General features: G+C 67.9%; 31 protein-coding genes and 1 pseudogene. 16 read left to right on the top strand and 16 right to left on the bottom strand.

The window, feature by feature from the left end; all coding sequences use genetic code 11:
- Both ACGFY5_RS44370 and ACGFY5_RS44375 read left to right on the top strand, forming a co-directional pair.
- Nucleotides 1–345 (top strand): annotated as a pseudogene (locus ACGFY5_RS44370) (MFS transporter); the annotation flags it as partial.
- Nucleotides 346–443: 98 nt separating this feature from the next.
- A complete protein-coding gene (locus ACGFY5_RS44375) occupies nucleotides 444–971 on the top strand; it encodes a GNAT family N-acetyltransferase (RefSeq protein ID WP_392731043.1) in 528 nt (175 codons plus the stop codon).
- Nucleotides 972–1,109: 138 nt separating this feature from the next.
- Here ACGFY5_RS44375 and ACGFY5_RS44380 read toward each other — a convergent pair whose 3' ends face one another.
- From ACGFY5_RS44380 to ACGFY5_RS44390, 3 genes are all read right to left on the bottom strand, one after another.
- On the bottom strand, nucleotides 1,110–1,790 hold the full coding sequence (locus ACGFY5_RS44380; protein WP_392731045.1) for a DUF6766 family protein: 681 nt from the start codon (nucleotides 1,788–1,790) through the stop codon (nucleotides 1,110–1,112).
- Nucleotides 1,791–1,875: 85 nt separating this feature from the next.
- Nucleotides 1,876–2,241: a hypothetical protein gene (locus ACGFY5_RS44385; RefSeq protein ID WP_392731046.1), complete on the bottom strand. Its 366-nt coding sequence runs from the start codon at nucleotides 2,239–2,241 to the stop codon at nucleotides 1,876–1,878.
- A gap of 363 nt (nucleotides 2,242–2,604) precedes the next feature.
- Complete coding sequence (locus ACGFY5_RS44390) at nucleotides 2,605–3,066, bottom strand: response regulator (protein WP_392731048.1); 462 nt, start codon at nucleotides 3,064–3,066, stop codon at nucleotides 2,605–2,607.
- A gap of 268 nt (nucleotides 3,067–3,334) precedes the next feature.
- Between ACGFY5_RS44390 and ACGFY5_RS44395 the strand changes: the two genes are divergently transcribed.
- The 4 genes from ACGFY5_RS44395 (at nucleotide 3,335) to ACGFY5_RS44410 (ending at nucleotide 6,023) form a co-directional block, all read left to right on the top strand.
- On the top strand, nucleotides 3,335–3,823 hold the full coding sequence (locus tag ACGFY5_RS44395; RefSeq protein ID WP_392731049.1) for a hypothetical protein: 489 nt from the start codon (nucleotides 3,335–3,337) through the stop codon (nucleotides 3,821–3,823).
- Between the two features lie 29 nt (nucleotides 3,824–3,852).
- The gene (locus ACGFY5_RS44400) at nucleotides 3,853–4,185 is read left to right on the top strand and encodes an STAS domain-containing protein (RefSeq protein ID WP_392731050.1); all 333 of its coding nucleotides are present in this window, start codon (nucleotides 3,853–3,855) and stop codon (nucleotides 4,183–4,185) included.
- Between the two features lie 101 nt (nucleotides 4,186–4,286).
- Nucleotides 4,287–5,093, top strand: a complete 807-nt coding sequence (locus ACGFY5_RS44405; protein ID WP_392731052.1) for an RNA polymerase sigma factor SigF — start codon at nucleotides 4,287–4,289, stop codon at nucleotides 5,091–5,093.
- Nucleotides 5,094–5,351: 258 nt separating this feature from the next.
- Nucleotides 5,352–6,023: a GAF and ANTAR domain-containing protein gene (locus tag ACGFY5_RS44410; protein ID WP_392731054.1), complete on the top strand. Its 672-nt coding sequence runs from the start codon at nucleotides 5,352–5,354 to the stop codon at nucleotides 6,021–6,023.
- A 44-nt stretch (nucleotides 6,024–6,067) separates the two neighbouring features.
- Here ACGFY5_RS44410 and ACGFY5_RS44415 read toward each other — a convergent pair whose 3' ends face one another.
- Nucleotides 6,068–6,463, bottom strand: a complete 396-nt coding sequence (locus tag ACGFY5_RS44415) for an ATP-binding protein (RefSeq protein WP_392731056.1) — start codon at nucleotides 6,461–6,463, stop codon at nucleotides 6,068–6,070.
- Nucleotides 6,464–6,925: 462 nt separating this feature from the next.
- On the opposite strand from ACGFY5_RS44415, the gene ACGFY5_RS44420 reads away from it, so the two are divergent.
- The 3 genes from ACGFY5_RS44420 to ACGFY5_RS44430 all read left to right on the top strand — a co-directional run bounded on the left by ACGFY5_RS44420 (nucleotide 6,926) and on the right by ACGFY5_RS44430 (nucleotide 10,238).
- The gene (locus ACGFY5_RS44420; protein WP_392731058.1) at nucleotides 6,926–7,654 is read left to right on the top strand and encodes a GAF and ANTAR domain-containing protein; all 729 of its coding nucleotides are present in this window, start codon (nucleotides 6,926–6,928) and stop codon (nucleotides 7,652–7,654) included.
- A gap of 116 nt (nucleotides 7,655–7,770) precedes the next feature.
- Nucleotides 7,771–8,157 (top strand): response regulator transcription factor, encoded by a 387-nt coding sequence (locus tag ACGFY5_RS44425; RefSeq protein ID WP_392731059.1) that lies wholly within the window; start codon nucleotides 7,771–7,773, stop codon nucleotides 8,155–8,157.
- Nucleotides 8,157–10,238 carry an ATP-binding protein gene (locus ACGFY5_RS44430; protein ID WP_392731061.1) on the top strand — a complete coding sequence of 694 codons (2,082 nt, stop codon included), beginning with the start codon at nucleotides 8,157–8,159 and terminating at the stop codon, nucleotides 10,236–10,238. Before ACGFY5_RS44425 ends, ACGFY5_RS44430 begins: the two co-directional genes overlap by 1 nt.
- A 120-nt stretch (nucleotides 10,239–10,358) precedes the next feature.
- Here ACGFY5_RS44430 and ACGFY5_RS44435 read toward each other — a convergent pair whose 3' ends face one another.
- On the bottom strand, nucleotides 10,359–10,700 hold the full coding sequence (locus ACGFY5_RS44435; RefSeq protein WP_392731062.1) for a hypothetical protein: 342 nt from the start codon (nucleotides 10,698–10,700) through the stop codon (nucleotides 10,359–10,361).
- Nucleotides 10,701–11,114: 414 nt separating this feature from the next.
- On the opposite strand from ACGFY5_RS44435, the gene ACGFY5_RS44440 reads away from it, so the two are divergent.
- Nucleotides 11,115–11,414 carry a hypothetical protein gene (locus tag ACGFY5_RS44440; protein WP_392731064.1) on the top strand — a complete coding sequence of 100 codons (300 nt, stop codon included), beginning with the start codon at nucleotides 11,115–11,117 and terminating at the stop codon, nucleotides 11,412–11,414.
- A gap of 673 nt (nucleotides 11,415–12,087) precedes the next feature.
- On the opposite strand, the gene ACGFY5_RS44445 is transcribed toward ACGFY5_RS44440, so the two are convergent.
- The gene (locus ACGFY5_RS44445) at nucleotides 12,088–12,402 is read right to left on the bottom strand and encodes an STAS domain-containing protein (RefSeq protein WP_392731066.1); all 315 of its coding nucleotides are present in this window, start codon (nucleotides 12,400–12,402) and stop codon (nucleotides 12,088–12,090) included.
- Between the two features lie 381 nt (nucleotides 12,403–12,783).
- Between ACGFY5_RS44445 and ACGFY5_RS44450 the strand changes: the two genes are divergently transcribed.
- Entirely contained in the window at nucleotides 12,784–13,506 is a 723-nt protein-coding gene (locus ACGFY5_RS44450) for a GAF and ANTAR domain-containing protein (protein WP_392731067.1), read from the top strand.
- Nucleotides 13,507–13,543: 37 nt separating this feature from the next.
- Nucleotides 13,544–14,269, top strand: coding sequence for a GAF domain-containing protein (locus tag ACGFY5_RS44455; protein ID WP_392731068.1), 726 nt, complete (start codon nucleotides 13,544–13,546; stop codon nucleotides 14,267–14,269).
- 333 nt (nucleotides 14,270–14,602) lie between these two features.
- Here ACGFY5_RS44455 and ACGFY5_RS44460 read toward each other — a convergent pair whose 3' ends face one another.
- The 9 genes from ACGFY5_RS44460 to ACGFY5_RS44500 form a co-directional block, all read right to left on the bottom strand.
- Nucleotides 14,603–14,851: a hypothetical protein gene (locus ACGFY5_RS44460; RefSeq protein WP_392731069.1), complete on the bottom strand. Its 249-nt coding sequence runs from the start codon at nucleotides 14,849–14,851 to the stop codon at nucleotides 14,603–14,605.
- Between the two features lie 104 nt (nucleotides 14,852–14,955).
- Entirely contained in the window at nucleotides 14,956–16,563 is a 1,608-nt protein-coding gene (locus ACGFY5_RS44465; RefSeq protein ID WP_392731070.1) for an aminotransferase class I/II-fold pyridoxal phosphate-dependent enzyme, read from the bottom strand.
- The gene (locus ACGFY5_RS44470) at nucleotides 16,560–17,048 is read right to left on the bottom strand and encodes a hypothetical protein (protein WP_392731071.1); all 489 of its coding nucleotides are present in this window, start codon (nucleotides 17,046–17,048) and stop codon (nucleotides 16,560–16,562) included. The genes ACGFY5_RS44465 and ACGFY5_RS44470 overlap by 4 nt, the downstream gene beginning before the upstream one ends.
- A gap of 261 nt (nucleotides 17,049–17,309) precedes the next feature.
- Nucleotides 17,310–17,756: a hypothetical protein gene (locus ACGFY5_RS44475; protein WP_392731073.1), complete on the bottom strand. Its 447-nt coding sequence runs from the start codon at nucleotides 17,754–17,756 to the stop codon at nucleotides 17,310–17,312.
- 532 nt (nucleotides 17,757–18,288) lie between these two features.
- Nucleotides 18,289–18,843, bottom strand: coding sequence for a hypothetical protein (locus ACGFY5_RS44480; RefSeq protein WP_392731074.1), 555 nt, complete (start codon nucleotides 18,841–18,843; stop codon nucleotides 18,289–18,291).
- Between the two features lie 247 nt (nucleotides 18,844–19,090).
- Nucleotides 19,091–19,729, bottom strand: a complete 639-nt coding sequence (locus ACGFY5_RS44485; RefSeq protein ID WP_392731076.1) for a hypothetical protein — start codon at nucleotides 19,727–19,729, stop codon at nucleotides 19,091–19,093.
- Nucleotides 19,719–20,939 carry an MAB_1171c family putative transporter gene (locus tag ACGFY5_RS44490; protein ID WP_392731077.1) on the bottom strand — a complete coding sequence of 407 codons (1,221 nt, stop codon included), beginning with the start codon at nucleotides 20,937–20,939 and terminating at the stop codon, nucleotides 19,719–19,721. Before ACGFY5_RS44490 ends, ACGFY5_RS44485 begins: the two co-directional genes overlap by 11 nt.
- The gene (locus ACGFY5_RS44495) at nucleotides 20,926–21,423 is read right to left on the bottom strand and encodes a hypothetical protein (protein WP_392731078.1); all 498 of its coding nucleotides are present in this window, start codon (nucleotides 21,421–21,423) and stop codon (nucleotides 20,926–20,928) included. The genes ACGFY5_RS44490 and ACGFY5_RS44495 overlap by 14 nt, the downstream gene beginning before the upstream one ends.
- Nucleotides 21,420–21,851, bottom strand: coding sequence for a hypothetical protein (locus ACGFY5_RS44500; RefSeq protein ID WP_392731079.1), 432 nt, complete (start codon nucleotides 21,849–21,851; stop codon nucleotides 21,420–21,422). The genes ACGFY5_RS44495 and ACGFY5_RS44500 overlap by 4 nt, the downstream gene beginning before the upstream one ends.
- 400 nt (nucleotides 21,852–22,251) lie before the next feature.
- Between ACGFY5_RS44500 and ACGFY5_RS44505 the strand changes: the two genes are divergently transcribed.
- A complete protein-coding gene (locus ACGFY5_RS44505; protein ID WP_392731081.1) occupies nucleotides 22,252–23,043 on the top strand; it encodes a DUF6545 domain-containing protein in 792 nt (263 codons plus the stop codon).
- Between the two features lie 158 nt (nucleotides 23,044–23,201).
- Here ACGFY5_RS44505 and ACGFY5_RS44510 read toward each other — a convergent pair whose 3' ends face one another.
- Entirely contained in the window at nucleotides 23,202–23,807 is a 606-nt protein-coding gene (locus ACGFY5_RS44510) for a M23 family metallopeptidase (protein WP_392731083.1), read from the bottom strand.
- 859 nt (nucleotides 23,808–24,666) lie between these two features.
- On the opposite strand from ACGFY5_RS44510, the gene ACGFY5_RS44515 reads away from it, so the two are divergent.
- From ACGFY5_RS44515 to ACGFY5_RS44525, 3 genes are read left to right on the top strand one after another with little or no spacing between them, the layout of a single operon-like run.
- A complete protein-coding gene (locus ACGFY5_RS44515) occupies nucleotides 24,667–24,882 on the top strand; it encodes a hypothetical protein (RefSeq protein ID WP_392731084.1) in 216 nt (71 codons plus the stop codon).
- A 7-nt stretch (nucleotides 24,883–24,889) separates the two neighbouring features.
- Nucleotides 24,890–25,645, top strand: coding sequence for a hypothetical protein (locus ACGFY5_RS44520; RefSeq protein ID WP_392731085.1), 756 nt, complete (start codon nucleotides 24,890–24,892; stop codon nucleotides 25,643–25,645).
- Nucleotides 25,646–25,666: 21 nt separating this feature from the next.
- Nucleotides 25,667–26,953, top strand: coding sequence for a hypothetical protein (locus ACGFY5_RS44525; RefSeq protein WP_392731087.1), 1,287 nt, complete (start codon nucleotides 25,667–25,669; stop codon nucleotides 26,951–26,953).
- Nucleotides 26,954–26,966: the final 13 nt, after the last annotated feature.

A 26,966-nucleotide genomic window follows, 5' to 3' on the forward strand; every position in this document is an offset into this window, starting at 1 on the left:
GGCGCCGGCCGCACGGTGGGGCTGCTTCCGCTGCCCTTCCTCGGCGACGGCACCGGAGCGCTGGTGGTCCTGGGCGCATCCCAGTTCCTGCTGCTATTCGCGGCGGGCGCCTTCAACCCGCTCTTCGCCACCTACCGGATGGCCGTGACGCCGGACGAGTTGATGGCGCGCGTGGGGACCGCGTGGTCAACCAGTTCCCGAGGGTTCCAGCCGATTTGCATAGCGGTCGGCGGGTTGCTCGCCGGGTGGCTGTCCCTGCGGTGGTCTCTGGGCATCGCCGCGGTGCTGTGCCTGCTCAGCGCGCTGTTTCTCCCTTGGACGGCTGACAGCAAGCGGCCTCCGTAGCCACGGCCCGATGCCGGACGGCCAGACTCGATCGCCGGCCAGCGGCTAGCGGCGAGAATCGTGCCGAAGGATGCGCGGAGGTCGGGGAAGAAGGCTGGATGGACGACGTGGAATGGCTGCCGACGCCGTTGACGGCGTCCCGGGTTCGGGTCCGCCGCCCGGTGCACGGCGATGAGGCAGCGCTCGTGGCGCTGTTCACTGATGAGGAGGTGCGGCAGTTCGTCGGCGGTCCGCTTGGTGAGGACGACGCCCGACGGCGGGCTGCTCAGCTCGTCGCCGACAGTGCCTGGGGCGACCTCGTCGTCGAGGCCCGGACCGATCGCGCGGTGATCGGGAGCGGCGACCTCCGGCGCAAACGTGGGCCGTGGGAGATCTCCTACCAGTTCGATCGCGCTCACTGGGGCCTTGGGCTGGCGTCGGAAACGCTCGAGTTCTTAGTCGCATGGTTCTTTGCCGCGACGAACGAGGATTTGCTGATCGCGGTGACCCAGGACGGCAATCAACGATCAGCGCGGGTGCTGGAGCGTGGCGGAGCCCTGCTGACCGACACATTTCAGCAATACGGCGCGGTCCAGAGACGGTACGAATTCCGACGAGAAAGCCTGTCTTCCTCGGCCGATGTGTGAATGCTGCGACGGCGGGCGGGAGTCAGATCGCGCGGGCACTTCCCAGCACTGGAGGCACTGAAGCGCCAGAATCTACGCGGCCGACGGTTCTGATCAAGAGGGCGTGTCCGCCCGAGTAGTCGGGCCGGGCGGGATGGGTCAGCCCTCGGTGCCGGTTGCGGTGTGGGCGGCACCGACGGGCTTGGACTCTGGTGAGCCGCGCTGACGGAGGTAGATGGAGAGGATCGCCATGGAGGCCACGGCCAGAAACTCCGATTGCCAGTTCTGCAGGGTGCGGCTCCAGAAGTCGGCGGAGGTGACGTACTGACTCCAGCTGACCGGCGCCTCGAGTTCGCGAAGTTGGGTCTCGTTGTAGGCGGCGACCCCGGCGACGGACTGGGCGAGCCAGGACAGTAGGAAGATCGCGCCCATGACGAGTCCGAGCGACCGGGCGTAGATGCTGCCGATCCAGCCGCCGCGGCGGACCGGTGCCGGTGAGTCGGGGCGGGCGTGTGCGCCGGTGAGTTGCTGCTCGTCGGACTCGGTGCCGGCGTCGTCGAGCGGTTTGGACTCCGGGGATCCGCGCTGGACCAGCCAGACGGTGAGGAAGATGTAGAGGAAGAACTGCAGGTATTCCGATTGCCAGTTCTCCGCAACGTCGGCGGCGAATGACGCCGAGGTGACGTACCGGGCGAGGGAGATACCAGGTAGGCCGCTGCTGGCCTGGTCGGCGTTGAACACCGCGTGTCCGGCGATGGCCTGCCCGATCAGCGCGGCGGCGAAGATGAGCAGGAACGCCAGGCCGAGCCCGTGGTTGCGCAATCCGCGGAGCCGGCTCATCGGTGCAGCCCGCCGAGGAGGAAGAAATAGCCGAGGCCGAGGCCGATCAACAGGAGGCATCCGACGAACAGTGCGCGCATCGCCGTCACTTGCCTTTCACGGTGCAGTCGTAGACGTCGCCAGCGTGCAGCTGGCACCCGGCGGCGCTGACCTTCCAGCCCGACGGCGTGCGGGCGAGGAAGAGCGTGTCGCCGCCGAAGACCACACGGGCTTGCTGGCCGTAGACGTCGACGCGGCCGGGCGCGCCCGCGGACGGCAGGGCAGCGGCCTGCAGCGCGTCCGGACAGGCGCTTTCCTCGTCGGACTCCAGTTCGGTGCGCGTGATCGGGGTCAGCTGGGCGCATGCTGCCGGGAGCTCTCCGGCGCTGATGGCGGTCGTGAACCGGACCGCGGTTTCGCGCGCCTCGTTCTGCACCGATGCCGGCGCGCCGCACCCGCTCACGAGGGCCATGGCAATCAGGGCACCGGCCGTGCCGGCTGCTCGCCCTGCCATCCAGGTAGTCACGTCACGATCATCGCCCCTTCACGCGTTTCTAGTCGCGGGGGACACTCTGATCACTGGGCGCATCCATTGGGGCAGGTCGTCCTGGCGGCATTGAGAGCCTTGCACTGGCTTTGCGGCCGTGGCGCGCCTGCCTGGCGGTGTGCTGGTGGTCGGTTAACGTCGCTTCCGGTGTCGTCGCCGATCCCGCGACGACGACGCTGCTCTGCAGCGGGCGGAGAGTCTGCTGCAGAGTTCGCCCGGGCGGCAACAGGTGAACGCCCGCTGATCAGCGAGCGAAACCCGACGCCTCGCGGACATACGTCAGGGAGCTCAGGCGGCGCGGCGGGGAAGACGGACGACGCCGAGATAGAACTCGTCGATGCGCTGGACGGCGGCGACGAATTCGTCGAAGTCGACCGGTTTGGTGACGTAGGCGTTGGCGCGCAGACCGTAGCTGGCGCTGACGTCGTCTTCGATAACCGAGGTAGAGAGCACCACGATGGGGATGCGCCGCAGTTCCGGGTCGGCCTTGACCTGCGCGAGGACTTCGCGGCCGCTCATCCGGGGCATGTTCAGATCCAGCAGGATCAGGTCGGGGCGGGGCTGGGCGGGATCGCGGAGAAACTCCAGTGCCCGGACGCCGTCGGCGGCGGTGTGCAACCGGTGATGGATCTGCCGGTCGGAGAGCGCTTCGTCGATGAGCAGGACGTCTCCAGCGTCGTCGTCGACGATCAGCACGTCGAACGGGCGGCCGGTCTCCGGGTCAGTGCCGGGCAGATTCGCGGGAGCCACGTACAGCAGTATGCAGCGACCCAGCCCGGAGTGCCGCTGATCAGCAGTCCCCGGAACGGTGCCTGTGACCAGGATCAATGAGCGGTGACCGGCCGCGCTCGGCCCTCGTCGGCAGGCGGCCCGGCCACCGTCTGCCGCCTCTGGACTACATGACCGCGCGCCGTCGGCTCACATGGCTTGCGGCGCCGCGCGCTTCTACGATCAACGGGGTGCTTCGCGCGGTCGCCGACCGGGAACACGACGCCTCGTCCGAGGAGCGGTGATTCGGATGGACACTAGCGATCCGTTCGAGCCGGGCGCGTGCTCCTCACAGCTGCACGGGACGACCCTGCGCGTGCACTTGTCCGGGCCTATCGACCTGGTCATGCAGGATCTACTCAGACGGCTGCTCACCAGCAGGTGCGGACTGTTCGACCGGGCGATCATCGACATGCGCGAGGTGACGTTCTTCGGCGCCACAGGCGTGAACTTCGTGGCGATGCTCGCCGCGACCGGCGCCACCGTGCAGCTGCTCAACGTGTCGTCCCGGACAATTCATCACCCGGCTGTTGCGGGCGGGCGGCGTCCAGTCCTCCGTCAGCCTGCAGGCCGACGAGTCGTGACCGAGGGCAAACTGCTCGGCCTGCAATCGCCGTGTCGGATGGCCGGGGACGAGGGATCGCCGGGCGGCGCTCGATGGTCCGACCGATCGAACACTCCGGTCCGGCCCGGTCTGCCTATTGGATGCGGAAGCGTCGATCCGGAAGGGCAGGTTTAGGCCGCTGCCGATCGGGTGAGGATCTGTCCATGGTCGGCCAGGAGTTCAGCTACTCGGTGCGGCGGCATCCCGACGGTGAGACGGTGACGGCCACGCTGATCGGTGAGTGGGATGCGGTGTCCGACGGCTCACTCGTGGATGCGGTGAACGCGATCCTCGACGAGGAGGGGTATCACAACGTCATCATCGACGCTGCCGCGTTGACCTTCTGTGATTCCTCCTGCCTCGGGCAACTGGTGGGATTACATCGCCGGACCGGCGACCGCCAGGGTTGGCTGCGTGTCGTGGCGCCCCCGTTCGCGGTGCGTAGGCCGATGGAACTGACCGGCCTCGACCAGGTCATCCAGATCACTGAACACTAAGAATCCGCTCGGACTCTCGAGCGTCGATTCGGGCGGTGCGCGGCGGGGTACGGGCGTAAGAACCGCGACGATTTGGCGGTTGGTCAAGAACTGGAGGCGCGGTGCAGGCAGCGGAGGTCGTAGACCAGTCGCCTGCTGCACCCGACTCCAGTGCCAGCCGCTATTCCGCTGCTGAGCCGTTGTTCCGGCGACTGGCGGGCCCGGACACGGACGACCCGGCGCGCGCCCCGCTCAGGAGCGAGCTGATCACCATCCATCTGCCACTGGCGCGTAACCTGGCGCGCCGCTTCGCCAACCGCGGCGAGTCCCTCGACGACCTGAGCCAGGTCGCCACGATCGGTCTGATTCAGGCGGTGGAGCGATTCGACCCCGCCCGCGGCGTCGATTTCCTGTCGTTCGCCATTCCGACGATCACCGGGGAGATCAAACGGCACTTCCGGGATCGCGGCTGGCACGTGCGGGTGCCCCGCCGGCTGCAGGAACTGCGGGCCGACCTCGCCCGCGCTACCGCCGAGCTGTCCCAGCGCACCGGCCGGGCACCGACGGCGAGTGAGCTGGCCGCTCACCTCGACCGCTCCCGTGAGGAGATCGTCGAAGGACTGCAGGCCGCAAACGCGTACGCCGCCGTGTCGCTGGATCGTCCGGCCGGCCCGGAAGAAGACGCGCCGACGCTCGGTGAGACGTTCGGCGAGGAGGACGCGGACCTCGCGCTGATCGACAGCCGCGAAGCGCTGCTGCCGCTGCTCAAGCAATTGCCCACGCGGGAGCGCCGCATCCTGTATCTGCGGTTCGTCCGCGAGCAGACGCAAACGCAGATCGCTCAGGAGATCGGGGTGTCACAGATGCACGTCTCCCGATTGCTGGCGGCGACGTTGACGCGCCTCCGCCAGGGCATGCTCACCGATTGACACACGGCTCTCCCGCCCGCTTGCCCGGCAGGCGGCCATGGGGGTCAGCGAAGTCGAGAACGTCCGCGGCTCCCGAATGAGAGCTCGATGTTCAGTCCGAGGAAACCACGGGTATGCGGTCCCGGTGAACGACGCACGACGGCGGGGACCAACCGTGATAGCCGGTGGTGGTGACGTCTGGATCGGACGGTGACGCCGGTCCCGCGGGCCCCAGGTCAGGGCGATGCCCCGACCGAAGGCCCGATCACCGAGTGTCTGGTGGCGCTGGCCGGCACGCCCGACGATGCGTCGGACGTGGACGTGCGGCTGGTCGAGATCGCCCGGCTGGCCGCCGAGACGCTGCCGGCGGTGAGCTATGCCTCGACCACGGCGTTGCGGGAGGACTCGTACACCACGGTCGCCGCAACGAATCCGTTGGCCGCGGCCGTGGATGACGCGCAGTACGGCGACGGCGCGGGCCCGTGCTTGGAGGCGCTGGAAACGGGACAGCCGGTGTCGGTCCACGACGTCGCATTGACGATGCGATGGCCGGGGTTCCGGCGGGTAGCGCGCACCATCGGCTTGCACTCGTCGTTGTCGATTCCGTTGTTCGCCGGTAGCGGCGAGGCGGTCGCGTCGATGAATCTCTACGGGCACGATCAGGGCGCGATGACGTCGCTCGGGCAGCATGTCCGCGCGGCATTTCAGGCTGCGCCGTCGCCGTCGCCCGCTCCGGCCTCCCGGAAACACAGCGCCGGTGCTGCCGACCTGGCCGCCGGTGTCGCCCAGGCCTTGGCTGTCCGGGACCAGATCCAACGGGCCATCGGTATGGTCGCCGGCCGTCAGCGCTGCTCGGCGAGGAATGCGTACCTGGCACTGCGGATGCGCGCCGCAGAGGAAGGCGTTGCCCTGCCCGACATGGCACTCAGCACGCTGAGTCGCCTCGCCTGATCACCATGTGACAGCGTCGCCGGGCGTCTGCGCCGAGGTCACCGTTAGACGGCGATTTCGGCCCAGACGATCTTGCCGGTGTCCTCGCGCTCGTAGCCCCAGCGCTGAGCGATCGCTGCGACGAGCCGCAGACCGCGTCCGCGCAGCGCGGTGAGGTCGAGATCGCGCATCTCAGGCAGCGCGGAACTCTCGTCGCGGACGGCTACCCCGATCGTTGAGTCGCGCCGATCGACGGTGAGACGGAACGGGGTCCGGGCGTGGTCGATGACGTTGGCGAGGAGTTCCTCCACGACCAGCGCGACGTCTTCGACGGCAGTGTCCGTGACCTCCCAGTGCGCCAGCAGCCGCCGGACATCGTGCCGCGCCTGGGCAACGGACACCGCGACGGGCGGGTACACGTCCTCGAGTACGGGCGCGTTCGAGGACGGCTGGGGGTTCACTGGATGTGACTCCTCGTTACTTCCGGTCCACGCAGGGATAGCTCAGCCAGAGCCACTGAAACCTCATCGGAAGCGAGTACCGAGGTAATCGTGACTGCTGTTATTGCCGGTCCCTACGCTACGCGCCGCGCCGGGGCGGCCCCGTCATGATGGAGCGCAGCTCGCGGCCTTCGGCGCGAACGACCCGCCCGACGCCGTGTCGAGCTCACCGTGCCAGTTCGAGCGTTCACAGGTCGGGATGCTGAACGAGGCCTTCGCGCGTGCCGGTCTCGGGTGGCAGGTACCGTGTCGCTGCGGGTGTCCCCGGGGTCGGGGGTGCCGGTGACGTCAGGAAGCGGCGTCGCGACGGATCCCGGGGCGGGATGCGTCGGCCTTCGCCGCTGCAGCGGCGGAGGAGGTTTCGACGCCGCTCGGGTCGCGTTCCCGTGGCGGCGTCCGCGTGGAAAGCGGACACCGAGAAACATGGAACCCTCTCTGCGTGCGGCCGATGCTGCTGCCGTGTCGCCCGAGGTTGCGCTGGCGCTGGCCGAGGTCGGCCGGATCGTGCTGGCCGACCGGACCCTCGACGAGGTGCTCGAGCAGGTCGCGCTCTTGGCGCGCAAGGCCATCGCGGGCGCGTCGGAGGTCTCGGTCACGCTGGTCGTGCGGGACCGTCCGACCACGGCGGCGTTCACCGGACCCCTCGCGTTGGAGCTGGATGAGCGGCAGTACGCGGCGGGTTTCGGGCCGTGTCTGGATGCCGCGCGCGGCGGCGAGATGATGGTGATCGCGGACATGGCCACCGAGGCCCGCTGGCCGCGGTATTGTCCGGCGGCGCTGGAGCGGGGTGCCCGCAGCAGCCTGTCGGTGCCGCTGCCGGTGCAGGAGCATGTCGTCGGGGCGTTGAACATCTACGGCGGGGTCCCGGACGCTTTTCCGGCGGAGTCGGTGCGGGCCGGCGTGCTGTTCGCCAGCTATGCGGCGGTCGCTGTGGCGAACGCGCATCTGTATGCCACGACGGCGGAGTTGGCCGAGGGGATGCGTCAGGCGATGACGTCCCGGGCGGTGATCGAGCAGGCCAAAGGCATCCTGATGGCGCAGCGCGGTTGCTCGGCGGAGGAAGCGTTCGGGCAGCTGACCCGGGTCTCGCAGCACGCCAACCGGAAGCTACGCGAGGTGGCCGCCGATCTGGTCGCGCGCGTGCAGAGCTAGCTCCCCGATGAGCCGCCTCCAGGCGCGCAGGGGCATCGCTGACCCGTGCTTGCTCAGGTCCGCGGTGCTCCTGCCGATGGAGGCTTGGACTATCGAGCGCGGGCAGAGGTGGCGCGATGCGGGTGCTGGTGGTCGACGACGACCGGGACGTACGTGACCTGATCGTGCGGAGTGTGCGCTCCGCGGGCTGCGACGTGCTGGCAGCCGACAGCGGCCCGGCGGCGCTGAACGCCGTCGACGCGCACGGCATGCCCGACGTGGCGGTGCTGGACGTGGCGATGCCGGAGATGGACGGCATCGAACTGCTCGGACGGCTACGAGAACGGCGTACCGATCTGCCCGCGGTATTCCTGAGTGTGCTGTGGTCAGGCCCGGATCAAGCCCGGATGCGGGCGGCCGGCGGCGTCCCGATGCGCAAGCCGTTCACCACCGACCGGCTCCACGCGGTGCTGACGGACCTGGTCGGCGCGGGCGGTCAACCCGGACCGCAGGAGCAATTCTGATGTCGGTCTTCCGGGCCCTCGCCACGACCGTGCTGTTCGCCGCGATATACGCGGCGGCGACGATCGCCGGCCGGGCGACGGTCATGGACGGCACGAACCTCAGCATGATCTGGCCCGCGGCGGGGGTGGCGGTCGTGTGGTTCTGCGCGCGCCGCTCCACCCGCTGGATCGGGGTGGATGCGGCGGCCCTGGTCGCGGTCACCGTGGTGGTCAACGTGCACACGGGTGCGAGCGCCGCGATGGCGATCGTGTTCGTCGTCGCCAATCTCGCGCAGGTGGCCGTGTTCTTGCTCTTGCTGGCTCGGTGGCGTCCGTTGTTGTGGGGCGCCGGCGGCACCGAGCCGCTGTCCCGGCTCGGCGATCTGTGGGCGGTGCTGGCCGCCGCGGTGGTCAGCACCGCCTGCGGCGCCGGCCTCGGCAGCGCCGGCATGTGGCTGGTCACCGACGCCTATGCGGCGTCGACCACCGCGGTGTGGCTGGCCCGCAACACCGCCAGCGTGCTGCTGATCGGTGTGGCCGGCCTCCGCTTCGGCCACCTCCTGAGCACGTGGTCACCGAAGGCCAGGGAGCAGGTCGCAGGTCGGCCGGTTGCGCGGCTGTCGTGGCGGCGCGCCGCGGAGTACACGGCCTTGACCGCCTGCTCGGTCGCCGCCTACGCCGCCGGGTTCGCGTACACGACCGGCTTGCCGCTGGCGTTCGCGCTGATCGCCGTGACGGTATGGGCCGGTCTGCGCCTGTCGACCGGGTTCGTCATCGTGCACGACCTGCTGGTCGGAACGGCCGCGGTGCTGTTCACGCTGCAGGGCAGCGGCCCGTTCGCCGCGATCGACTCGCACCCGATCCGGGCGCTGGTCGCCCAGCTGTTCGTGGCGGTCGTCGCGGTCGTCGGGCTCGCGCTGGCCCTCGGCCGCGACGAACGCGTCGCGCTGATCGCTGAACTCGCCGCCGGGCGGGAGGCCGCCGCGCGGCACGCCGCGCTCATGACCACCGTCGTGGACGCCATGGCCGACGGGCTGGCGGTCATCGACGCCGACGGCACGGTCGTGCTGCGCAACCCGGCGGCTACGACGCTGCTGGGCGGGGTCACCAGCCCGCACGACAAGGTCGTCGGCGGCGAGCATTACGGGCTGTTCCACCTCGACGGCACCCCGATGAACGACTCCGAGCTGCCGTATGCCCGCGCCTTGAGCGGGCAGGAGATGCACGGCAGCGACATCCTGGTCCGCAACGCCGGCGTTCCGGACGGCCGGATCCTGCGGGTCACCGCGACCGCCCTGCCCGACGAGGAAGGCACCCGCCGGGCGGTCGTACTCTTCCACGACGTCACCGCCGAACGCCGCCACCGCGACGAGCTGACCAGCTTCGCCGGCGTCGTCGCCCACGACCTGCTCAACCCCCTGACCACGGTCGACGGATGGACCGAAGCCGCCACCGACGCCCTGGCCGACACCCCGCCGCACCACACGATCGTCGAAGCCGGCGACTGCCTGACCCGGGTACGCCGCGCCGCGGCACGCATGCGCGGACTGATCAACGATCTGCTCGCCTACACCACCGCACGCGACGCCGCAGTTGCTCCGGTCCCGGTCGATCTCGCCGTCCTGGCCGCCGACATTGCTATCGCCCGCACCGACGCGGCCATCGCCGCCGACCGCCCGGCACCCCAGTTCGCCATCGGAGAGCTGGCGACCGTGAACGCCGACCCGGTCCTGGCCCGCCAGCTACTGGACAATCTGATCGGCAACGCAGTCAAGTACACCGCCCCGGACGTGGTCCCGCACATCACCGTCCACACCACCGGGACCGGTGCGGGGATGGTCGAAGTCGAGATCAGCGACAACGGCATCGGCATCCCCGCTGGGCAGCACGAAGCGATCTTCGCCAACTTCCACCGCGCACACCGCAGCGCCGACTACGCCGGAACCGGCCTCGGGCTCGCCATCTGCCAGCGCATCGTCGAACGCCACGGCGGGACCATCGCCGCCACCGACAATCCGGGCGGCGGCTCCCGCTTCATCTTCACCCTGCCCGCCGCTGAACTGCCCAGCGCCGCCGTCTCCACGCCCGCCTTCCACGAGTAGACCCGCCACGATGAGCCCGATACCTGCCGGTGACGGGAGCAACCGCCAGCCGACGACCTGCTCCGACCCATTCCCCGGACCAGGACATCTACCCGATGCGGCTGCCGAACCGGCTGGGACTTACCGTTCGTCCCTCGGCGATGCGAGCGGGAAGGGATGCGCGGGAAACAGCCTGTCCCACAGGTGACGCTGGGCGGCTTCCACGCTGCCGCGAGCCTGCCAAGGCACCATGAACACCGCGTCGCTGACCGTTGCGCGCCACCATGTGGTCGTCAGTGTGGCGTCTTCGAGCGCGGCGGTCAGGTCGTCGCGAAGCCACGGGAAGCTTCCGGTGCTCATGCTTTCGGCCAGGTCGGCCAGGTCCTCCGAGCGCAACCGGTAGCAGTACTCCCGCAAGACGCGGACGAGACGATCGCTAGGAACCGGCAATTGGCGGCGCGTAGGTCGTGGGCCGACGATCATGCTCGGGCTCACCCCTCACCGCAGTGGCGCATGTCGGTCCCGGGTAACCGAAGGCGGTTCACGCAAACGCCGTGCGTGGACGGTGGCGGTCCGCCGCGTAGGGCTGGAGTCCCGGCGCCCCACCGGCAGGGCGCCGGACGGACCGTCCTGCTCGCCGACCGCAACGTTTTAGTCCACGGGTTCTGGGGTTCGATCCCCAGGCGGCCCACCGACAGTTCGCTGGTGATCTCTCGAGGCTGGTAGCTGAAGAAAAGCGTGCCCGCTGGTGACGGCAGCGACAATAGGATCAGCAGTCATTTGGCTCATCGAGAGCAATCGCGAAAATCTTGGTCCAAATGAGACTGGACAGAGGAAGCCGGGGTATCGCCAGCTGGCGGTCGCGACACTCGCCGCCGCTTGAAACTTGGAGAAGCCATGGCCACGGCCAGCCCCGCCGGTGACTACGCGGCCGGAACTACGGTGTCCGACCGGACGGCTCCCCGCCGTCTGAGCACTGAGACGAAGGCTTCTTTCAAGACCAGCGAGTTGATTGCCTACGTGGCAGCAGTAGTAGGCGTTTTGATCGCTTCTCAGGTCGTGGGCAGCGATGATGGCCACAGCGATTATTTCCGCGCTGACCGCGCTTGGCTCTACATCGTCATCCTGACGGTCGGCTATCTGATCAGCCGTGGCCTGGCAAAGTCCGGTAGCCGCGACCCCTACGACGCAAAGTAGAGTGAGTGCCTGGGCCCGGCGGCTGAAGCCCGCCGCGCCTGGCGCTGCGGCGGGCGAAGTCATGCTCGTGCACGTCGGTTAGGTCCCTCGGGTCGGCGGGCATTTCGGTGAGGGCGCTTTAGGCGTTGCATGCAGGACTGCATCGGTGACTTATCGACGGTCGATGTCCGGTGACCTCGGTCTCGCGAGGGAGGAGACGCCTCCAGCGGCTCGGGTGGAGATGGTCGATTGCCTTTTGGCCAACCAACAAACGGCGCCCGGCGATCTATTTACGGCTAGCGCATCGGTCAAACCGGTGCGTGATGTTCCGAGCCAAGGGCAAATGACCAGACCAGCGCATCTCTCGCCGCTGACCTGACCGGGACGCTTGGCGACAGACGTCGCACATCAGTACCAGAGGCTCAGTAGTGCCATTGCGGCCGTAGTCATAAGCCCGGGTTCTCGAGCTGACTCCCTGGGCGCAGTCTTTCTCAGCGTCTCCAGGGATGCTGCGCAGATCAGCGGCGTGGGCAGGATTACGGGACACGGCCGCAAGAGGTCGGGGCGCTCAACCACTCGGCGTTGCGCTGGGAGCAGCTGGGCGACTTGATGGCCGGCGCCGCAGGTTCGACGAGCAGCTCGTCACGTCGCCTGTCGTCAAGGGCGTACGACGAGCTCGGCAGGGTGAGTGCTGTTAGCTGCCCATGGCCCACGGCTCAAGGGGGCCTTGGTACAGGATGGACTTGGGCGTCAGGCCGGGGACTCGGAGGATCATTTCGATTCCTGGTTGGGGTCGCCAGAGGATCAAATCGGTGTCCGTGGGCAGGGCTCCGGAGAGTCGACTGAGGAAGTTCAGTAGTGCCGAGCCGGCGAAGGTGACCGCAGCGAGGTCGATGACCACGCTGGCCGGCGCGAGAGCAGTCAACCAGTAGGCGGTTTCGGACAGCATCTTCGATGAGGCCCTGTCGATGTCACCGACGAGGCGCAATCGGGCGGGTCCCAGAGGCATCGGAGGGGCTGTTGCGGTTACCGTGAGGCCTGCTTCAGAGCCGCAATACGTGCCGTGAGGTGGCAATGCTCCGCCCTCGGTGGGGCTAGTAGCGTGCCGGGTCCGGGGCAGCGGCTCGCGACGTGAGCCACGGTAAAGACTCTAGAGTGCCGCGGCCCGATCAGCGAGCCTGATCGCACCGTCGCTCACAGAACTCACCTCCGACGAGTAGAGTCAGCACACCGATCGGGAGTCTCCGGTCTTGCTGCCCCGGTCCTTGGCGGTTGACGTCGAGGAATTCGGAAGGCGCACTCGTGCCCCTGAAAAAGCACCGTCCACGCCACTTCAGCGCGCCTCCGTCCTGTGCGGCTGATGACACCGTGCCTTGCTCGGGTCGACCTCGTGGCTGAGCGCGACGTGGCTATCCGGGATCTCATCGACGCTCAACCCGATGCCGTCCCGGGTATGGCGGGATTCCTCACCCAGATGTGCCGCGCGGCGGTGGGCGCGTTGTCGGCGTCGGGCACCGGGGTCAGCGTGTTCACCGCCGACGCCGTTCGCGGAGTGTGCGCCGCGTCGGATGCCCGCAGTGAACGGATGGAAGAGATGCAGTTCGTCCTTGGTGAAGGGCCGTGCATCGATGCCTTCGACACCCGCACCCCGGTCCTGGTTGCCGATCTCGGAGACGACGCAGCGACTCGCTGGCCGATGTACGCCCCGGCCGCACGTGCGGCCGGGGTGCGTGCGGTGTTCGCGTTCCCTCTGCAGATGGGGACTGTTCGCCTGGGGGTGCTCGATGTGTTCCGCGACACCGTGGGTGCGCTGTCGGACGACCATCTCATCGACGCGCGGACGTTCGCCGACGTCACGGTCGCGGCGCTCCTCGACGCGCAGGAGAGCACCGAGGAAGCCGGCAATGCCTCCGACATCGGCATCGGCGATGCGATCGAACATCGGGCGGAAGTGTTCCAGGCGCAGGGGATGGTCATGGTGCAGATCGAGGGGACAATCAGTGAGGCCATGGCTCGCATGCGCGCCCACGCCTATGCGGAGAGTCGTGGTCTGAGTGAGATCGCCCGCGACGTGCTCGCTGGCCGGTTGAGCTTCGACCGGGATCGTCTGTGACCGTGTTGGTTTCACCGCCGGACGCCGGGAGGCAGGCATGACAACCGTTTCCACTGAGCGGCTGGCGGCCGTCTTCGTCGAGTTCGCCGACACTCTGGTCGAGGAGTTCGACCTGATCGAATTTCTGCACATGATCACCGACCGGACGGCCGATCTCGTGGGTGCCGCCGCGGTAGGGCTGGTGCTCGCTGACCGGGACGGTCGTCTGGAGTACATGGCCGGGTCGAACGAGAACGTCAAACTCCTCGAATTGTTCCAGTTGCAGACCCGGGAAGGGCCCTGCCAGGAGGCCTATCGCACCGGGAAACCGGTCATCAATGTGGATTTGAGTGCAGCCGTCAGCCGGTGGCCCCGGTTCGCCCCCGAAGCCGCTGCCAGCGGATTTCAGTCCGTCCATGCGTTTCCCCTGCGGCTGCGGTCGAGCGTCATCGGGGCGATGAACGTCTTCGGTGACACCAAAGGCGGCGACTTCGACGACCACGACGTGCCGATCGTGCAGGCCCTTGCCGACGTCGCGGCCATCGGGCTGCTGCAGGAGCGGGCCATCCATCGAGGTGAAGTCCTGTCGGAGCAGCTGCAGGGAGCGTTGAACAGTCGCATCGTGATCGAACAGGCCAAAGGCGCCGTCGCCCAGATCCACGACATCAGCGTCGACGAGGCATTCACCCGCATCCGCACGTACGCCCGTAACAACAACAAGAAGCTGACCGACGTCGCCCACGCCGTCGTCACCAACCGAAGCAGCCTCCCCGGCCTCAGCTGACGGTGCGGAGAGTTCCGCCGCGGGCATCACGATCCCGAGAGGTGCAGCGGGAACACTGCAGCGGTCGCCTCGACTCTCCGACCGTTGGGCCGCCCCTATCGGCAACACCCGGCCCGTGGCGCACGCGCAGGCCTCCACGTATCAAATAGTCAACCACCGCTGAAGTGCGCAAACATACCGGCAAAGGGGCGCCTGGCACTACGACGGGCCCTTTGCACATTGCCCCCACCGGCCCACCCGCTGGCCGGCAATCGCGCGGTCGTTCGGTGTCCTAGGCGGACAGCAATGGCTTCGCTGAGCTCGCCCGTGGCTTGAGCTCAGCCACTACTGGGTTCACGAAGTCGGGGGATCGCGTGGCGTGCGCTCGGCTGCATGGTCGATCGACCTGGTGCGAATGAAAGACAACTGCGCCGCGATGAGGCTGAGGCAGGCGCCAATGAAGAGCACGCCGCCGAAGAGCAGCGGAGCGGCAACGATCCAGGGCCAGCCGGGCATATCAGCGAGCTCGTCGCCGGTCAGTTCTGATAGGAGGCGCAGCATGCCCCCCGTCGCCATTCCGAGGAAGGCACCAGTGAGGAGCACGCGAGTAAGTCGAGGCACGTGAGCCACCCTTTGTCAGTGAGGTCATGATCCGGTGTTCCTGGAACGAGTCGACGGGTCGGGCCGACGGACATCGCGGCTGGCGGCTATGTGCGGACGACGCCGAGCGTATTGAGCTTGGGGTCGGCGGTGCCGTGGAAGTGCATGCCGGTTCGGGCGGCATAGGCGAGGGCATGCAGCGTGTCACGATCGAGGCGTTCGCCGGGCATAACCGCGGGCACGCCCGGCGGGTATGGGGTGATCGCCTCGGCGCTGATGCGTCCCAGTGCTCGCGAGAGAGGTACGACGTCGATGGGCGCGAAGTGCGCTTCGCGCGGCGTGCAGACCAACTCCCGGGGTGCGAGCAGCGCGGTCACGAGCGAGTGGTCGGCCCGGCTGCTGGCTCGTTCCACCGGGACTTTGGCCGCGAGGTGACGCAGGGCGTCGATCAGGGCTTCGATGGTTCGGGGCCGCGTGGCCGCGCCGATCACGATGTAGAGGTGGTCGGTGTCGGCGCCTTCCACGGCGATCGCCGGGCGTTGCCTCGTGTGGCGGCCTGAATTCATCTGCGGAACCGGGCCGGGTTCGCGGAGCCAGTGTTCGACGGCCAGTCCGGTGATGCCGAGACCGGCGACCTCTATGACGAGGCGCAGGGGATCGAAGCGGTTGGCGGGTACGCCGAGGTCACCCGGTTCGGCGACGCGAATGCCGGGGATGGTGGCCAGCTGCTGGCGGGTACTGTGGGCGAGCTCGAGAGCTCGGTCGAGCAGTGCCGTGCCGTGGGTGACCATGGTGTGCCGTGCCTGATCGATGCTGGCGAGCGTGGGCAGCAGCGGGCTGGTGGTCTGGATCATCCGTACGGCGCGGTCGAGCCGGGGTAGGTCGGTGCGACCGCGGCGGGCCAGGATCAGCGCGGCGCCGCTGAGTGCGGGCAGCATCTTGTGCGCGGAGGCGACCGCGATGTCGGCACCGGCGCCGATGGCGTGGGTGGGTAGGTCGGGGTGGAACGGCAGGTGCGCGCCCCAGGCTTCGTCGACGGCGAGCGGGGCGCCGTAGCGGTGGGCGACCTGGGCGAGCGCGGGGATGTCGGCGCAGACGCCGATGTAACCGGGGCTGGCAATGCTGACGAGGTTGGCGGCGCGGCCGTTGGCGACGGCGGTGCGCAGGGCGGCGTCGAGGTCTGCGGGGTGGACGCCAAGGCTGATGCCGAAGCCGGCGGTGTCGAGCCGAGGCGGCACCCAGTGGGGTGTGGCGCCGGAGAGGATGAGTCCGGCGAGGGTGGAGGTGTGGCTGTCGCGGGCGAGGACGACGTGCCGTCCGTGTGGGGTTCCGGGTTGTGCAAGGTGGAGGGCGTGGTTGCCGCCGGAGGAGCCGTTGAGCAGGAACCAGGCGGCGTCGGCGCCCCAGGCCTTGGCCGCGAGGGCTTCGGAGTGCGCCCGGGCGGCGGCGAGTTCGCCGGTGGTCAGCCAGATGTCGGAGGCGAGCAGGTCGCTGCCGAGCAGTTCCCGGAGTTCGTCGGTGCCGGGTCCGTCACCGCCGTAGTGGCCGGGGACATGCAGCGCACCAGTCTCCAGGCCGCGGTAGCGGATGATCGCCTCGACGAGTGGGACGGCGTGATGGTGCGAGGCCGGACCGGATAAGTCGCGGTTGGTTGCGCCGGTGCGATTGAGCGGATCGGCGTCGTTCGCGGTGGCGGCGTGGGAGGCGAGCGTCATGCGTGACCGGCCCGTGCTGCCATGACGTGCTCGCCGCCAGCGGGCGCCGGCCGGCCGGCGTGCTTGGGCTCGTACTTGTGATTTGGCGCGAAGAGTACGTAGGTAAGGGCACAGAGGATGACTGCGATGGCGACGAGTTTGCCCGTGGGCAGCATGAAGCCATTGGAGAGCCAGTCCATGGCGAGAACGCCGACCTGAATAAGCACGATCCAGCCGATCGTGACGATGCTCAGTTCGGCCCAGCGTAAGCACGCGGAGTAGACACCGAAGAGCGCGACGAACGCGACGGCGCCGCCGGTCCACCAGACTTGGTGGCCGGTGGCGACATAGCGGAGTGCGCAGTAGCTGCCAATCAGATCCAGCGCGGCCAGGGTGAGCATCGAACCGGCAGCCAGGGCAGAGATTCCACCGGTGGTCGGTGCGTCAGCAAGGTAGGCCGGAGGCCGTAGTTCGATGGTGGGCGCCGTCAGGCTAGTCGCGTTCATACGCCTCGCAGTCTTCAAGAATTCCAGACGTCGACGGGCTCGAGATTAGGCCTCAAATTTTCTTACGTCCATACGTAAGGAAAATTCGCATCTTTTGTGGAGTGGCGGGTCGACCGACGCGAGATGCGCCACTGGGTCGCGCGCGTCCAGGTCGGCGTCGCGGCCAAGGCCTTCCGGTACGGCGGTGGGCTGACGCGGGTCGGGCTACTGCAGGCGTGCTGACGCACGTGCGTAGGTTGCCCGGCGCCCCTGATGCGGCTGTTAGGGCAGCGCGCGCTCCAGAATCTCAGTCAGGAGCTGGCGAGCGGAGATCCCACGCCGGCCAGCCTCCTCGTAGAGGGCCTGTTCGTGTTGAGGAGAGATCAGCCCTGGGCTACAGCCAGCCGGAGGCGTGCCGTGCGCGCCGTCGGTAAACCACTTCAGGAATACGCGCTGGCGCTCATCTGCATGCTGCGGGTCCTCGGGCACGCCGAGCGCGTAGCGCAGCAGGTGCTCATCGACGACGGAGGTGGTGTTGATCCCTTCAAGCTCCGCGCGGGCGTTAACGAGGGCCATTACGCGTGAAGTGAGCCGCTTCTGAACATCCACCTTGGGTGCATCGTGCGGCGGAAGCGCATCTGGCTCCGTCGTTCCAGGCCGGGACTTTCCTTTGGCCCTTTCGGTTCGGTACCGACGGATAGCCACGCCGAGGGCCTCGTCGTCGGTCACAGGCTGTGTGCGTCCTGGGGCGTAGGTCAGCGGCCGGAGTTCGCCAGGGAGGGCCTGGTCTTCGGGGACGGCCTGACTCACCTCCGGGTAGAGGTGGGACTCGTCCAGCAAGCGATTGCGGACGCGCCGGGACTGGCCGCGGCGGCCGTCGCGCTCCGGCCTCGGCTGATCGGGCGGCGTTGCGGGCATCGTTTTGCCTGTCCCCCTGAGCTGTGACCGGCACCTGGCGGCGCCCCGATCGGGCCGGTGTCACTAGTACCACGATGGTGTCTCGCGCTGTGGTCAGAAGCTGACGGCCGCGCGTGGTTCGCTTCCTCTTTAGCCGGTAACGGTAGGCGACAAAGGGGCGGCATCGAAGCCTAGCGGTTTCGGTCCGGACAGGAGCAAGCAGTAATCGGAGTTCCGTGGGGCCGGGGTAGCCCGTCAAGCTATCGAGGGCAGATCTGAGGTTGGGCCATCGCAGATATGCCGTCAACTGACGCGATGGCTCTGGAGCAGCTGCAGAGCGTGGCCGCCGGTGCTCGAGTGGCCGTCAGTGACGCCTTAGGCGGATCTCGGCTACCGCGGCATGACCTTCGAACAGCTGGTCGGAGAAGGCGTCGTAGACGTTGGCCGGAGTCTCCGAAGAGGTGTCGTGCAGGTAGACGCCGAAGAGGCAGTTCGTCCGTCCTTTCGCCAATAGCTCTTCGTGGATTGCGAGGGGTCGTGCTATCCACGGAAGCCCAGCGAGGAAGAGCTGGGCTTGTCCGCGCCCGACAGCAGCGTGCACAAGGTCGGTGCTGGGAGTAATCAGCATCTCGTCGGGATCCGTCCAGTGCGCTAGCCCCAGGGCGGGGAGCAGTTCGAGGTCGGCGTGCGTCGCGGCGGACGAATCAGCGTCGGTGGGCATTCTGTCGCGATGGCAGGTGGTGAAAGCGCCGGGCGGTATCCCGAGTAGCAGGAAAAGCTCCGCGTCGTCCTGCTCGTCGAGTAGCGCCGATGACCCTGCGGCCAGATTCAGGATCCAGCTCTCCGTGCGTGACTGGTCGATCGACGGTGGGATGTTGGGCACATCGCGTTGAGCGGTGTGTTCACCGCATGCCATCACACGAGCTCCATTCGGGTGCGGCGGTGTAGGAATCGGTTGAGCCATGGCCAACGACAACGTTGATCACCGCCGTGTCTGTGGCGAGCCTGAACCCTGGCTAGGACACGTACCCGATGTCCTGGCCGGAGTTCGGAGCGCCGCGGCGATTCGCAGCGGGTGCAGGAGGGTCGGCATCGTTGGCCGGGCTGGTCCGCAGCCGGCCACTTCGTCGTGACGCTGCGCGGATGTTCGGCGGCTGTGCCGCGGGCTAGGTCAGGGCGGCGAAGACCGAGTAGGCGACGCCGGCGCCCATGATGGCGCCGGCGACGACTTGAGCGAGGGTGTGGGCGCGCGTCCTCACCCGGGACCAGGCCACCAGCGGAACCAGCGGAGTGGCCAGAGCTGCCCACGGCCCGACGACCAGCACGAGGATGGCCACCGTGCCGGCCATCACCGCGGTGTGGACGGAGATCTTCCAGACGGCGGTCACGACGCGAGTAACGAGCAGTCCGGCGAGCATGGCCCACACCAGGGCCCGGAGGTCGGCAGGGGCGTGGCCGAAATGTAGGGCGGCGACCCCCGCCGCGACCACGCCGAGCGCGACGGTGAGCGGTGCCAGCCGCTCGGTGCGCTCGTGCACGCGTCGCCCGCTGGTGACCTTGCCGCGCAGGATCCAGATTTCGCGGACGGCGAGAGGCCCGGCCGCGCAAGACAAGAGGATCACCCCCGCCCACGCCAGTCGGGCCGCGAGAGTGCCGTCTCCGTTCTGATCCAGGGCCACGATGAACGGCTGCACGGAGACCAGAAGCCCTGGCCCGAGGACCACGCCGAGTACCTTCGCGAGACGGTAAGCCGGTCCGCCGCGGCGGACTTCGTCGGTCATGTCAGCAGCGGCGTCAACGTTCATCGTGGCTCCCCTCTGCGGTGACATGCCGATCGTCGTAGTTGTTGCGGACAAGGGTGACGACCGGCGACCCGGCATAGGCGGCGGCGATCGGCACAAGCTGCTGCTGGATGCCACCGGCATGCTCAACGGGTGCCTCATCGGTCAAGGCGACAGCGGTGGTTGATCGCTGTTCGCCGAGCAGTTCACGGCCCGCGCGAGCCGCGTCGATGGCGACAGCGATCTGTGCGGCCGCCACCACTGCTTCGAGCTCTTCCGGTCTCACGCCGTGTTCGCGAGCGACCGTGGTGGCAGTCTCGCGTACCGTCGGATCCAGGTAGGGCCGCAGCGCGAGCAGACCGTCGCTGATCTCCACCAGCGGGCGGTAGACGTCGTGTAGATCCGCCTCGGGGAGCTGGATCTTCGGGAACAGGTCGCGCAGGTCTTGCCACAATGCCGCGAGGGTGGAGCGGTCGCCGCGAGCCCGGCGCCGGGCCTTCCAGGAAGAGAGGCGCTCGTCGATGGACGGCATCGACAGGCCGACGAACATGCTGATCGTCGCTAGGCCCTGGAGAGCTGTGCCGAGCATGACCTGCGGCCAGCTCAGCGGCTGGCCGGCGATCGTGTTGACGAGCCACGCCAGCTTGTTGGACGCCACCAGCAGCCCGAAGACACCCGTCGCGGCACACAACCATTGCCCGAATGCGGTCAGCCCGGACTGCAGCGTCGCGCTGCTGATCGCTCCCCGCAGGATGCCCCGCATCATGTAGCCCATGTAGAGGTAGAGCAGAAGACCGTAGGCGATGAGCACGGGGTGGGCGTCGGCGTAGGGATCGGTGGTGCTTTTCGGCTCGGAGCGCGTCGGGTCGGCGAAGAACAGGACCGTCAGGCCGACGAGCACGATGCCGTGCAGTCTCCACTGACGGCGGATGACGTCGCGCGCGACGTCGAAGCCGAGTGACCACCCGGACAACAGAGCTAGGGTGCCGCAGGCTGCAGTGAGGGCAAGGGTGTGGCCGAGCAGCCGAGTGATCTCGTCGACCCCGAAGAAGGTCCGGTGACCCTGGTCGTCGGGGATCTCCACGATGAACGCCAGCGTGAGACAGGCCAGCGCCGCGACGAGGTTCTGGTTGCCCCGGTCGGCGGGCTCTCGAGCGAGATCCATGCCTTTGACGACCGTCGCGAGTCCTGCGACTACCGTCGTTGCGATCGCGACACCATCAGCGGCGGACACCGGACCTCCTAGGCCTCAGCGAGTTGTAGATACGACCTGCGCGACCCGTGGGCCGAGGCGGCAGCATCGCGCGCCGCCCAATCAGGCCTGCCATCGCTTCTGCGTCCCGCTCACGTGGGTCGCGGTAGGACAGCCGGGTCAGTACGGGAATTCCTCTAAGGCCGGGGATGTCGTCACGTGGTGCGGGTACGTGCCCGCACAGCAGGTGGCCGAGCTCGTGCGCGACGATATGGAGCCGATGGCCGGGCCACGTGCCGCCCTCGACGAGCATCAGGTATCCGCCCGGGGTGAGCAGCGTGACGCCGCACGGGCTTTCCGGGCGGTCGAACGGCAGCGGAGCGAACTCCAAGTCGATCCGGCAATCCAGGTGCTCACCGACGAGCCGACACAGCTCGTAGGGGTCGGTGATGCCGTCGGGGAGGTCCAGCGCATCGAAAAGCCGCTGCATCCGGCGCGCGTGCCGGGCGGCCCGGCACCACGTCATCGGTCGCCGTCCTCCGCATCCTGCAGACGCTGCTGTCTGGCATCGAGGATGGCTTCCACCCAGTGCAGGTCGGCGGTCTCCATGTCCCCGAGGCGCATCGCCAGCGCCGCTACGCCGGGTCTCCCCAGGGCCTCGCGGAGTTTGACGGCCTGCGGATCGCTCTGCACGTCGGCATCGTCGGCCCCGTCGTCGAGGCTGAATTTTTGGAGACCGAAGAACTCTTCCAGGCGCCGGCGAGAAGACGATTTCGCCTCGCTAGTGCCCAGTCGCCAGTTGGTGACCGTGGTCCCTGACACCCCGACAGCTCGGCCGATCTGGGCGTGGCTGTAGCGCTCGCCCTCGCCCTTCCCGATCCCCGGAACGATCGTGGTATCGATCAGCTGATCAAGTTTGTCGGCGAAGGTCCTGCCAGGTGTCACCTCGCTCACCCCTGGACCTCAAATCCTCTTGATGGTCTTGCCTCGAAGCCCTCAAGTTACCTTGACATCTCCGGCCATCACAATATGCTCCCTAGCAACATCGTGCAGTTACGTTAGTTCAACCCTATGTCCCTTGTGGATGGTTTGCATGGTCACGGAGCCGTAGTCGCCATGCGGCTGTGCCGATGAAGCGTGGTTTCGACATCGCAATCATCGACGATCCTGCGCAGGCTCTCGCTAAGCCTTCGAACTCGGATGCGCGGCGAGTAAACGGACTTCTGGCACGCCCGATGCAAATATCCGACGACCCATACTCCGGGAGTGAGTCGCCATCGATCGGGCGCAATTACGCGAGCGGGCCGAGAGCGCCGTCGTTGCTCTGGCTCTGCCTCCAGAGGCGCGGGATCCGGTGGAGCTCTGCCGCATACTCGGCGAGCGCCGCAACCGGCCAGTCGGGCTCGTCTTGCGCCCGTCTCGCCTCCAAAAGCCTTGCGACGGCCTGATCGTTCCCGGCGATGGTCAAGACTTCGTCATCCATGAGCAGTTCGCGTTGGCTCAGCCGCACCTCCTACACCTTGTCGCGCATCAGCTGGGTCATCTTGTCCTCGAGCACGAACCACGGCTCGCTTCGGGGGAGCGCGAGTTAGGAGCTGAGGCCTTCGCGAGCGTGCTGGGGGAGAGGGCGGGCTTCTCGCTCGCCAGGGGAGCTTCGCCGAACCTGGCTGCCTTACAGCGACAAACGGGAGCGCTGGCGGAGCTCAAGAACTTTCTGAAGGTACTCGATGATGGGCGCCCCGCTGCTGCTCAGGTGTATCGCGGCGGAAGGGACGATGGGGATTCAACGGTCGAGGCGCAGGTCTATCGCACGTTCATCGCGATCCACGATGTATGGCTTCAGCTATGGGAGTTCCTCGATATTCGCGTTGGCGAGCGTGCCCGCGCTGCTGCGACCGAGAGCGGAATGGTGGGGGAGCAGCAGGACGCGATGGTTGATGCGGCTCAGCTGGCCTGCGCGCTCGAGGTCGCGCGTCGCTCGGCCGGCGGCCCGCCCCCGTATCGCCGAGAGGGAGCACCGCACTGCCGGGACAATGATTTCCCGAGCGAGGTCGCCTACCTGCTATTGGTAGCCGACGCCTGGCGGTCGCCCCTGGTGGCTGCGCTGATCGCCGAAGAACGAGCCGATCTGCAGCAGCGAAAGTGACGCGCCCGCAGCGGTCGGCGCAACAGCTTGGGCAGCCACTGCGCGATGAGGCGGCCCGCCGTGTCCCATTGAGTGACAGCTCGGTCCGGTCTCGATCCATGCAGGAGCAAAGCGACGAGGCCCCGGGTACGTACTCGCACCTCATCAGTCGCAGAGGCCTACTGGCCCAGCGGGGCGCCGTGGGCCGCCATGAACGGGATCGGGTTGACCGCATCTCCGTTCAGCCGCGTCTCGAAATGCAGGTGCGGCCCAGACGAGTTGCCCGACGAACCAACCTCCCCCAGCGGCTGTCCGGTCTCCACCGACTGCCCGACCACGACCGCAGGCCGCTCCACCATGTGGCAGTAGCGCGTCGTCAGCCCGGTGGTGTGCGCGATCTCCACGTACCAGCCGCACCCCTTGACCGCCGGACTGCCGTCGACATCGCAATTCCCGCTCGAGGCGTTGCACAACGAGGTGACGACGATGCCCGCGCTGGCCGCACGGATCACCGTGTACCGCGGGACGATGATGTCCACCCCGGCGTGACCGGGCCGATCTGGCGTTCGGAAACCGCTACCCACGTGCCCGAGCGCCGGGACCGTCCAGCCCTGCGCCGAAACGGCGGGGCAACGCGCGGCAGAGGGACTCGACGTCTCGGCACACAAGTCTGCCGCCTCGGAGGGAGCTTCCTGGAAGGAAGCTGCGAATATCAAGGCCACGGCGAGCGCGGCGACCATGGGTAAAAACAATGCCAGCACAGCGATGGGCCATACGCGCTTCATATTCACGAGGACTCGCTCAACGATCGGACTCCACCAATGGTGATGAGTTCGAGGGCGCTCCGCCGGGTTAAGAAATTCGGTCGGAGTCGCCATTCCGTGCGTCTATAACGCCGTCAGTCATCCGCATGGTCAAGACCGGGATTCGGAAGTTAAGGCACGGTTAAACCTTGGCGGGTCGGTGCTAGTGCTCGCGTTGATCGATGCGGCAGCGAATGCTGCGAAGGTCCGGCACTGCGACCGGTAGTGTGACGCAAGTCATAGCAGGTCGTTGAGGCGCTCGGAGATTACTGAGGGTGCTTTTCTTGGTAGGTGGGTGCTCCGATCATCTTCACCGGATGGCGAACTTGCTGTTGTATCGGTCGAGGGAGGCGGACCGCAGAGCATCGCTCCGGGGTGGAGTTGTGTCGGTGCTGGTCGCACCGCGCGCGACCAGCACCTTTCTTACGTCCATACGTAAGAAGATTCACCACTAGAGGCGAAGGGGGCGGTCCGGCCCGGTGCGGTGTCCGCCGAATAGAGGCGCAATCCCCGGTGAAGAATGCGGTCGCGCTGCTGGCGTGTCTTCATCACAGACTGTCTACGTCGTCCGCGCGGCACGCACTCGACGCGGATGCCGAGCGAAACATCGACCGGTTGACACCGACGCGCGGACGGTCCATACATTGATGCCGAAAGCCACTAAACACAGTGGACCCGGTGTGGGGCCGGAATGCATCGCGGCGCGAATGGACCGTTCGCGCCTGGCTCGCTTCGCACCCGAGGTGTCCGTGTGTCATCCCTTCATGAATTGGTGATTTCTGTGATCGCGGTCGATATTCCTAATCCTCCGCCGGAGGATCCGACTGGTGGGTCGAAGGCTGTGGGATTGATCCTCGCCTACATCAAGTGGGGCTCGCTGATCGTGTGCGGTGCGATCGGGTTGGCGTCCTGCGGCGCGATGGCGTGGGGCAAGTTCAGTGATCGTCCGGAGGCGTCGCACATGGGCCGGCGCGGGTTGCTCGGCGCGTTCCTCGGCGCCGTCGCGACACCAATCGTGATCCCGGCGCTCAACACCGTCTTCACCGCGGCGAGCTGAGGCATCGATGCGGACACTTGAGTCGCTGAGCGGGACCGGACGCGGCCGGCTGATCACGATCTGGGCAGTGGTGGTCGTCGTGCTTCTGTTGATCGCGGTCGTCGTGAACGCGTGCACCGGCCCGGACGATAAGGCACCCGTGCCGTCGGGCACGGTCGCGGGGGGATCGCCGACGCCGGAGTCCGACGGCGTCGTCCCGGATTTGCCGCCGAACAACCCGGAGTTCTCCGAGCGGGCACCGCTGCGTCTGCCGCGCGGCGAGCGCGAAGCCGAAGGCGTCCAGGTCGGCTTCCCGCAGTCGCAGGCCGGCGCGGTGGCGGCGGCGATCGAGTACGGGACCGCGATCACCTCGACGCTCGACCTGGACCGCGCCCCCGCTGTGCTGCGCGCGGTCTCGGACGGCTCCTATGGCTCCGACGGCGCGAGCTTGCGAGCGGCACCGGAGTTCTGGCGGCAGCAGCTGGGGTTACCCACCACCGGGCCCGTGCCGGCGGGCGCCTCGTTGTCGTTCGTGGTGTCGGCCTACCAGGTCAAAGATCGCGAGTCCGACCGCGTCACGGTGCTGACGCTCGGCTATGTCACCGGCACCACGGCCACTCGGGCGCCGCAGTCCTTCCTGGTGCTCTTCCCCGTCCTGCTGGTGTGGGCCGGCGACTGGAAGCTGCAGAAACGCCCCGACGACGCGCCGGACTACGCGGACCTGCGCCTGGCGCCGGACACACCGGCGGCCGCCGCGGCGGGCTGGCGGGAGTACACCCGATGAGCCGGCGAGGGGGTATGCAGCATGGCCTGTGACCTGACCAATCCGGTGACCTGCGTCGGACCGCTACCCGGGGAGTTCGCGGCCTCGGTCGGATTGACCGCCTGGGAGGCGGTGTGCCGCGAGTTCGGCACGGCGGCGGCGTCGGTGCTGAAGTCGTTCGCCGAATGGTTCGTCGTCGCGCCCAGCCTGGATCTGGGCTCGCCGGGAATCCGGAACGTATACGCGATCAGCCTGGGCATCGCCGGGTCGATCGCGGCGATCCTGCTGCTGTTGCAGGTGCTGCGTACGGTCATCACCCATCAGGGCGCGCCGCTGGCCCACGGCCTGGTGGGTGTCGGCAAGGCCGCGCTGGCGTTCATGGTCACGCTGACCGTCGCCTCCGCCGGGCTCGCCGCCTCCGAAGAGCTCGCGCAGGCGATCATCAACCAGAGTTTCGACTCGGCCGACGACCTGCACACCAACCTCGGGGCCGCGCTGTCGCTGACGCTCTCGACGAGCCCCACGTTGCTGCTCATCGTCGCGATCCTGGTGATCGCGATGCTGGTGGTGCTCTGGCTCGAGATGCTCCTGGTGAACGGGGCTATCGCGGTACTGGTCGCGACGTCACCCATCGCAGCGGTCGGGCAGATCTCGGAATCCACGACCTCGTGGTGGACGAACCTGTGTGTCTCCACGCTGAAGCTGCTGGCGATCAAACCCACGGTGGCGCTGGTGTTCACCGTCGGGTTGGGCATCGCCGGTGAGGCCGAGCTGGACGAGGTGGCCACCCAGCTGTCTGGTCTGCTGATCCTGCTGCTGGCGGTCCTGGCGTGGCCGGCGATCGGCCGGTTGTTCACGTTCGTGTCGGTGCACTCCGGCGGCGGCGCCGGGCTGGCGTCAGTGCTCGGTATGGCCGCCAACACGGTCAACGCGCGCAGCGGGGGCGGTGCGCCGCGCGGGGTGCCGCCGGGTCAGTTCGGCGGGGAGTCCGAGGACCGGGTGATGGCCTCATTCGCCGAACGCGGCGGCGACTTCGGCGCCGCCGGCGCGGGCGGCGGCGGGGCGGCGGCGGCCGGTGGTGTCGGGGCCGCGGTGGTCGCTGCCGTCGGACAGACCCTCGACGTGGCGCAGCGCGCCTCCAACTCGCTGGTCGGCCGGATGGAGCAGACCGCCGGGCACGCCGGCATGCAGGGCGCCAGCCCTTGGCCGTATCCGGCGGGCTATCCGCGCGGCGTGCCGCCGGCGATGCCGCGGCGCCCGGCGGAGAACGGCGCACCCCCGCCGGACTATCCGACGGCGGAGTACGAGGCCGGCGGCGCCGAATCATGAACGGAGCAGACAT

The organism is Cryptosporangium sp. NPDC048952 (genome assembly GCF_043197895.1).
GTDB lineage: Bacteria > Actinomycetota > Actinomycetes > Mycobacteriales > Cryptosporangiaceae > Cryptosporangium.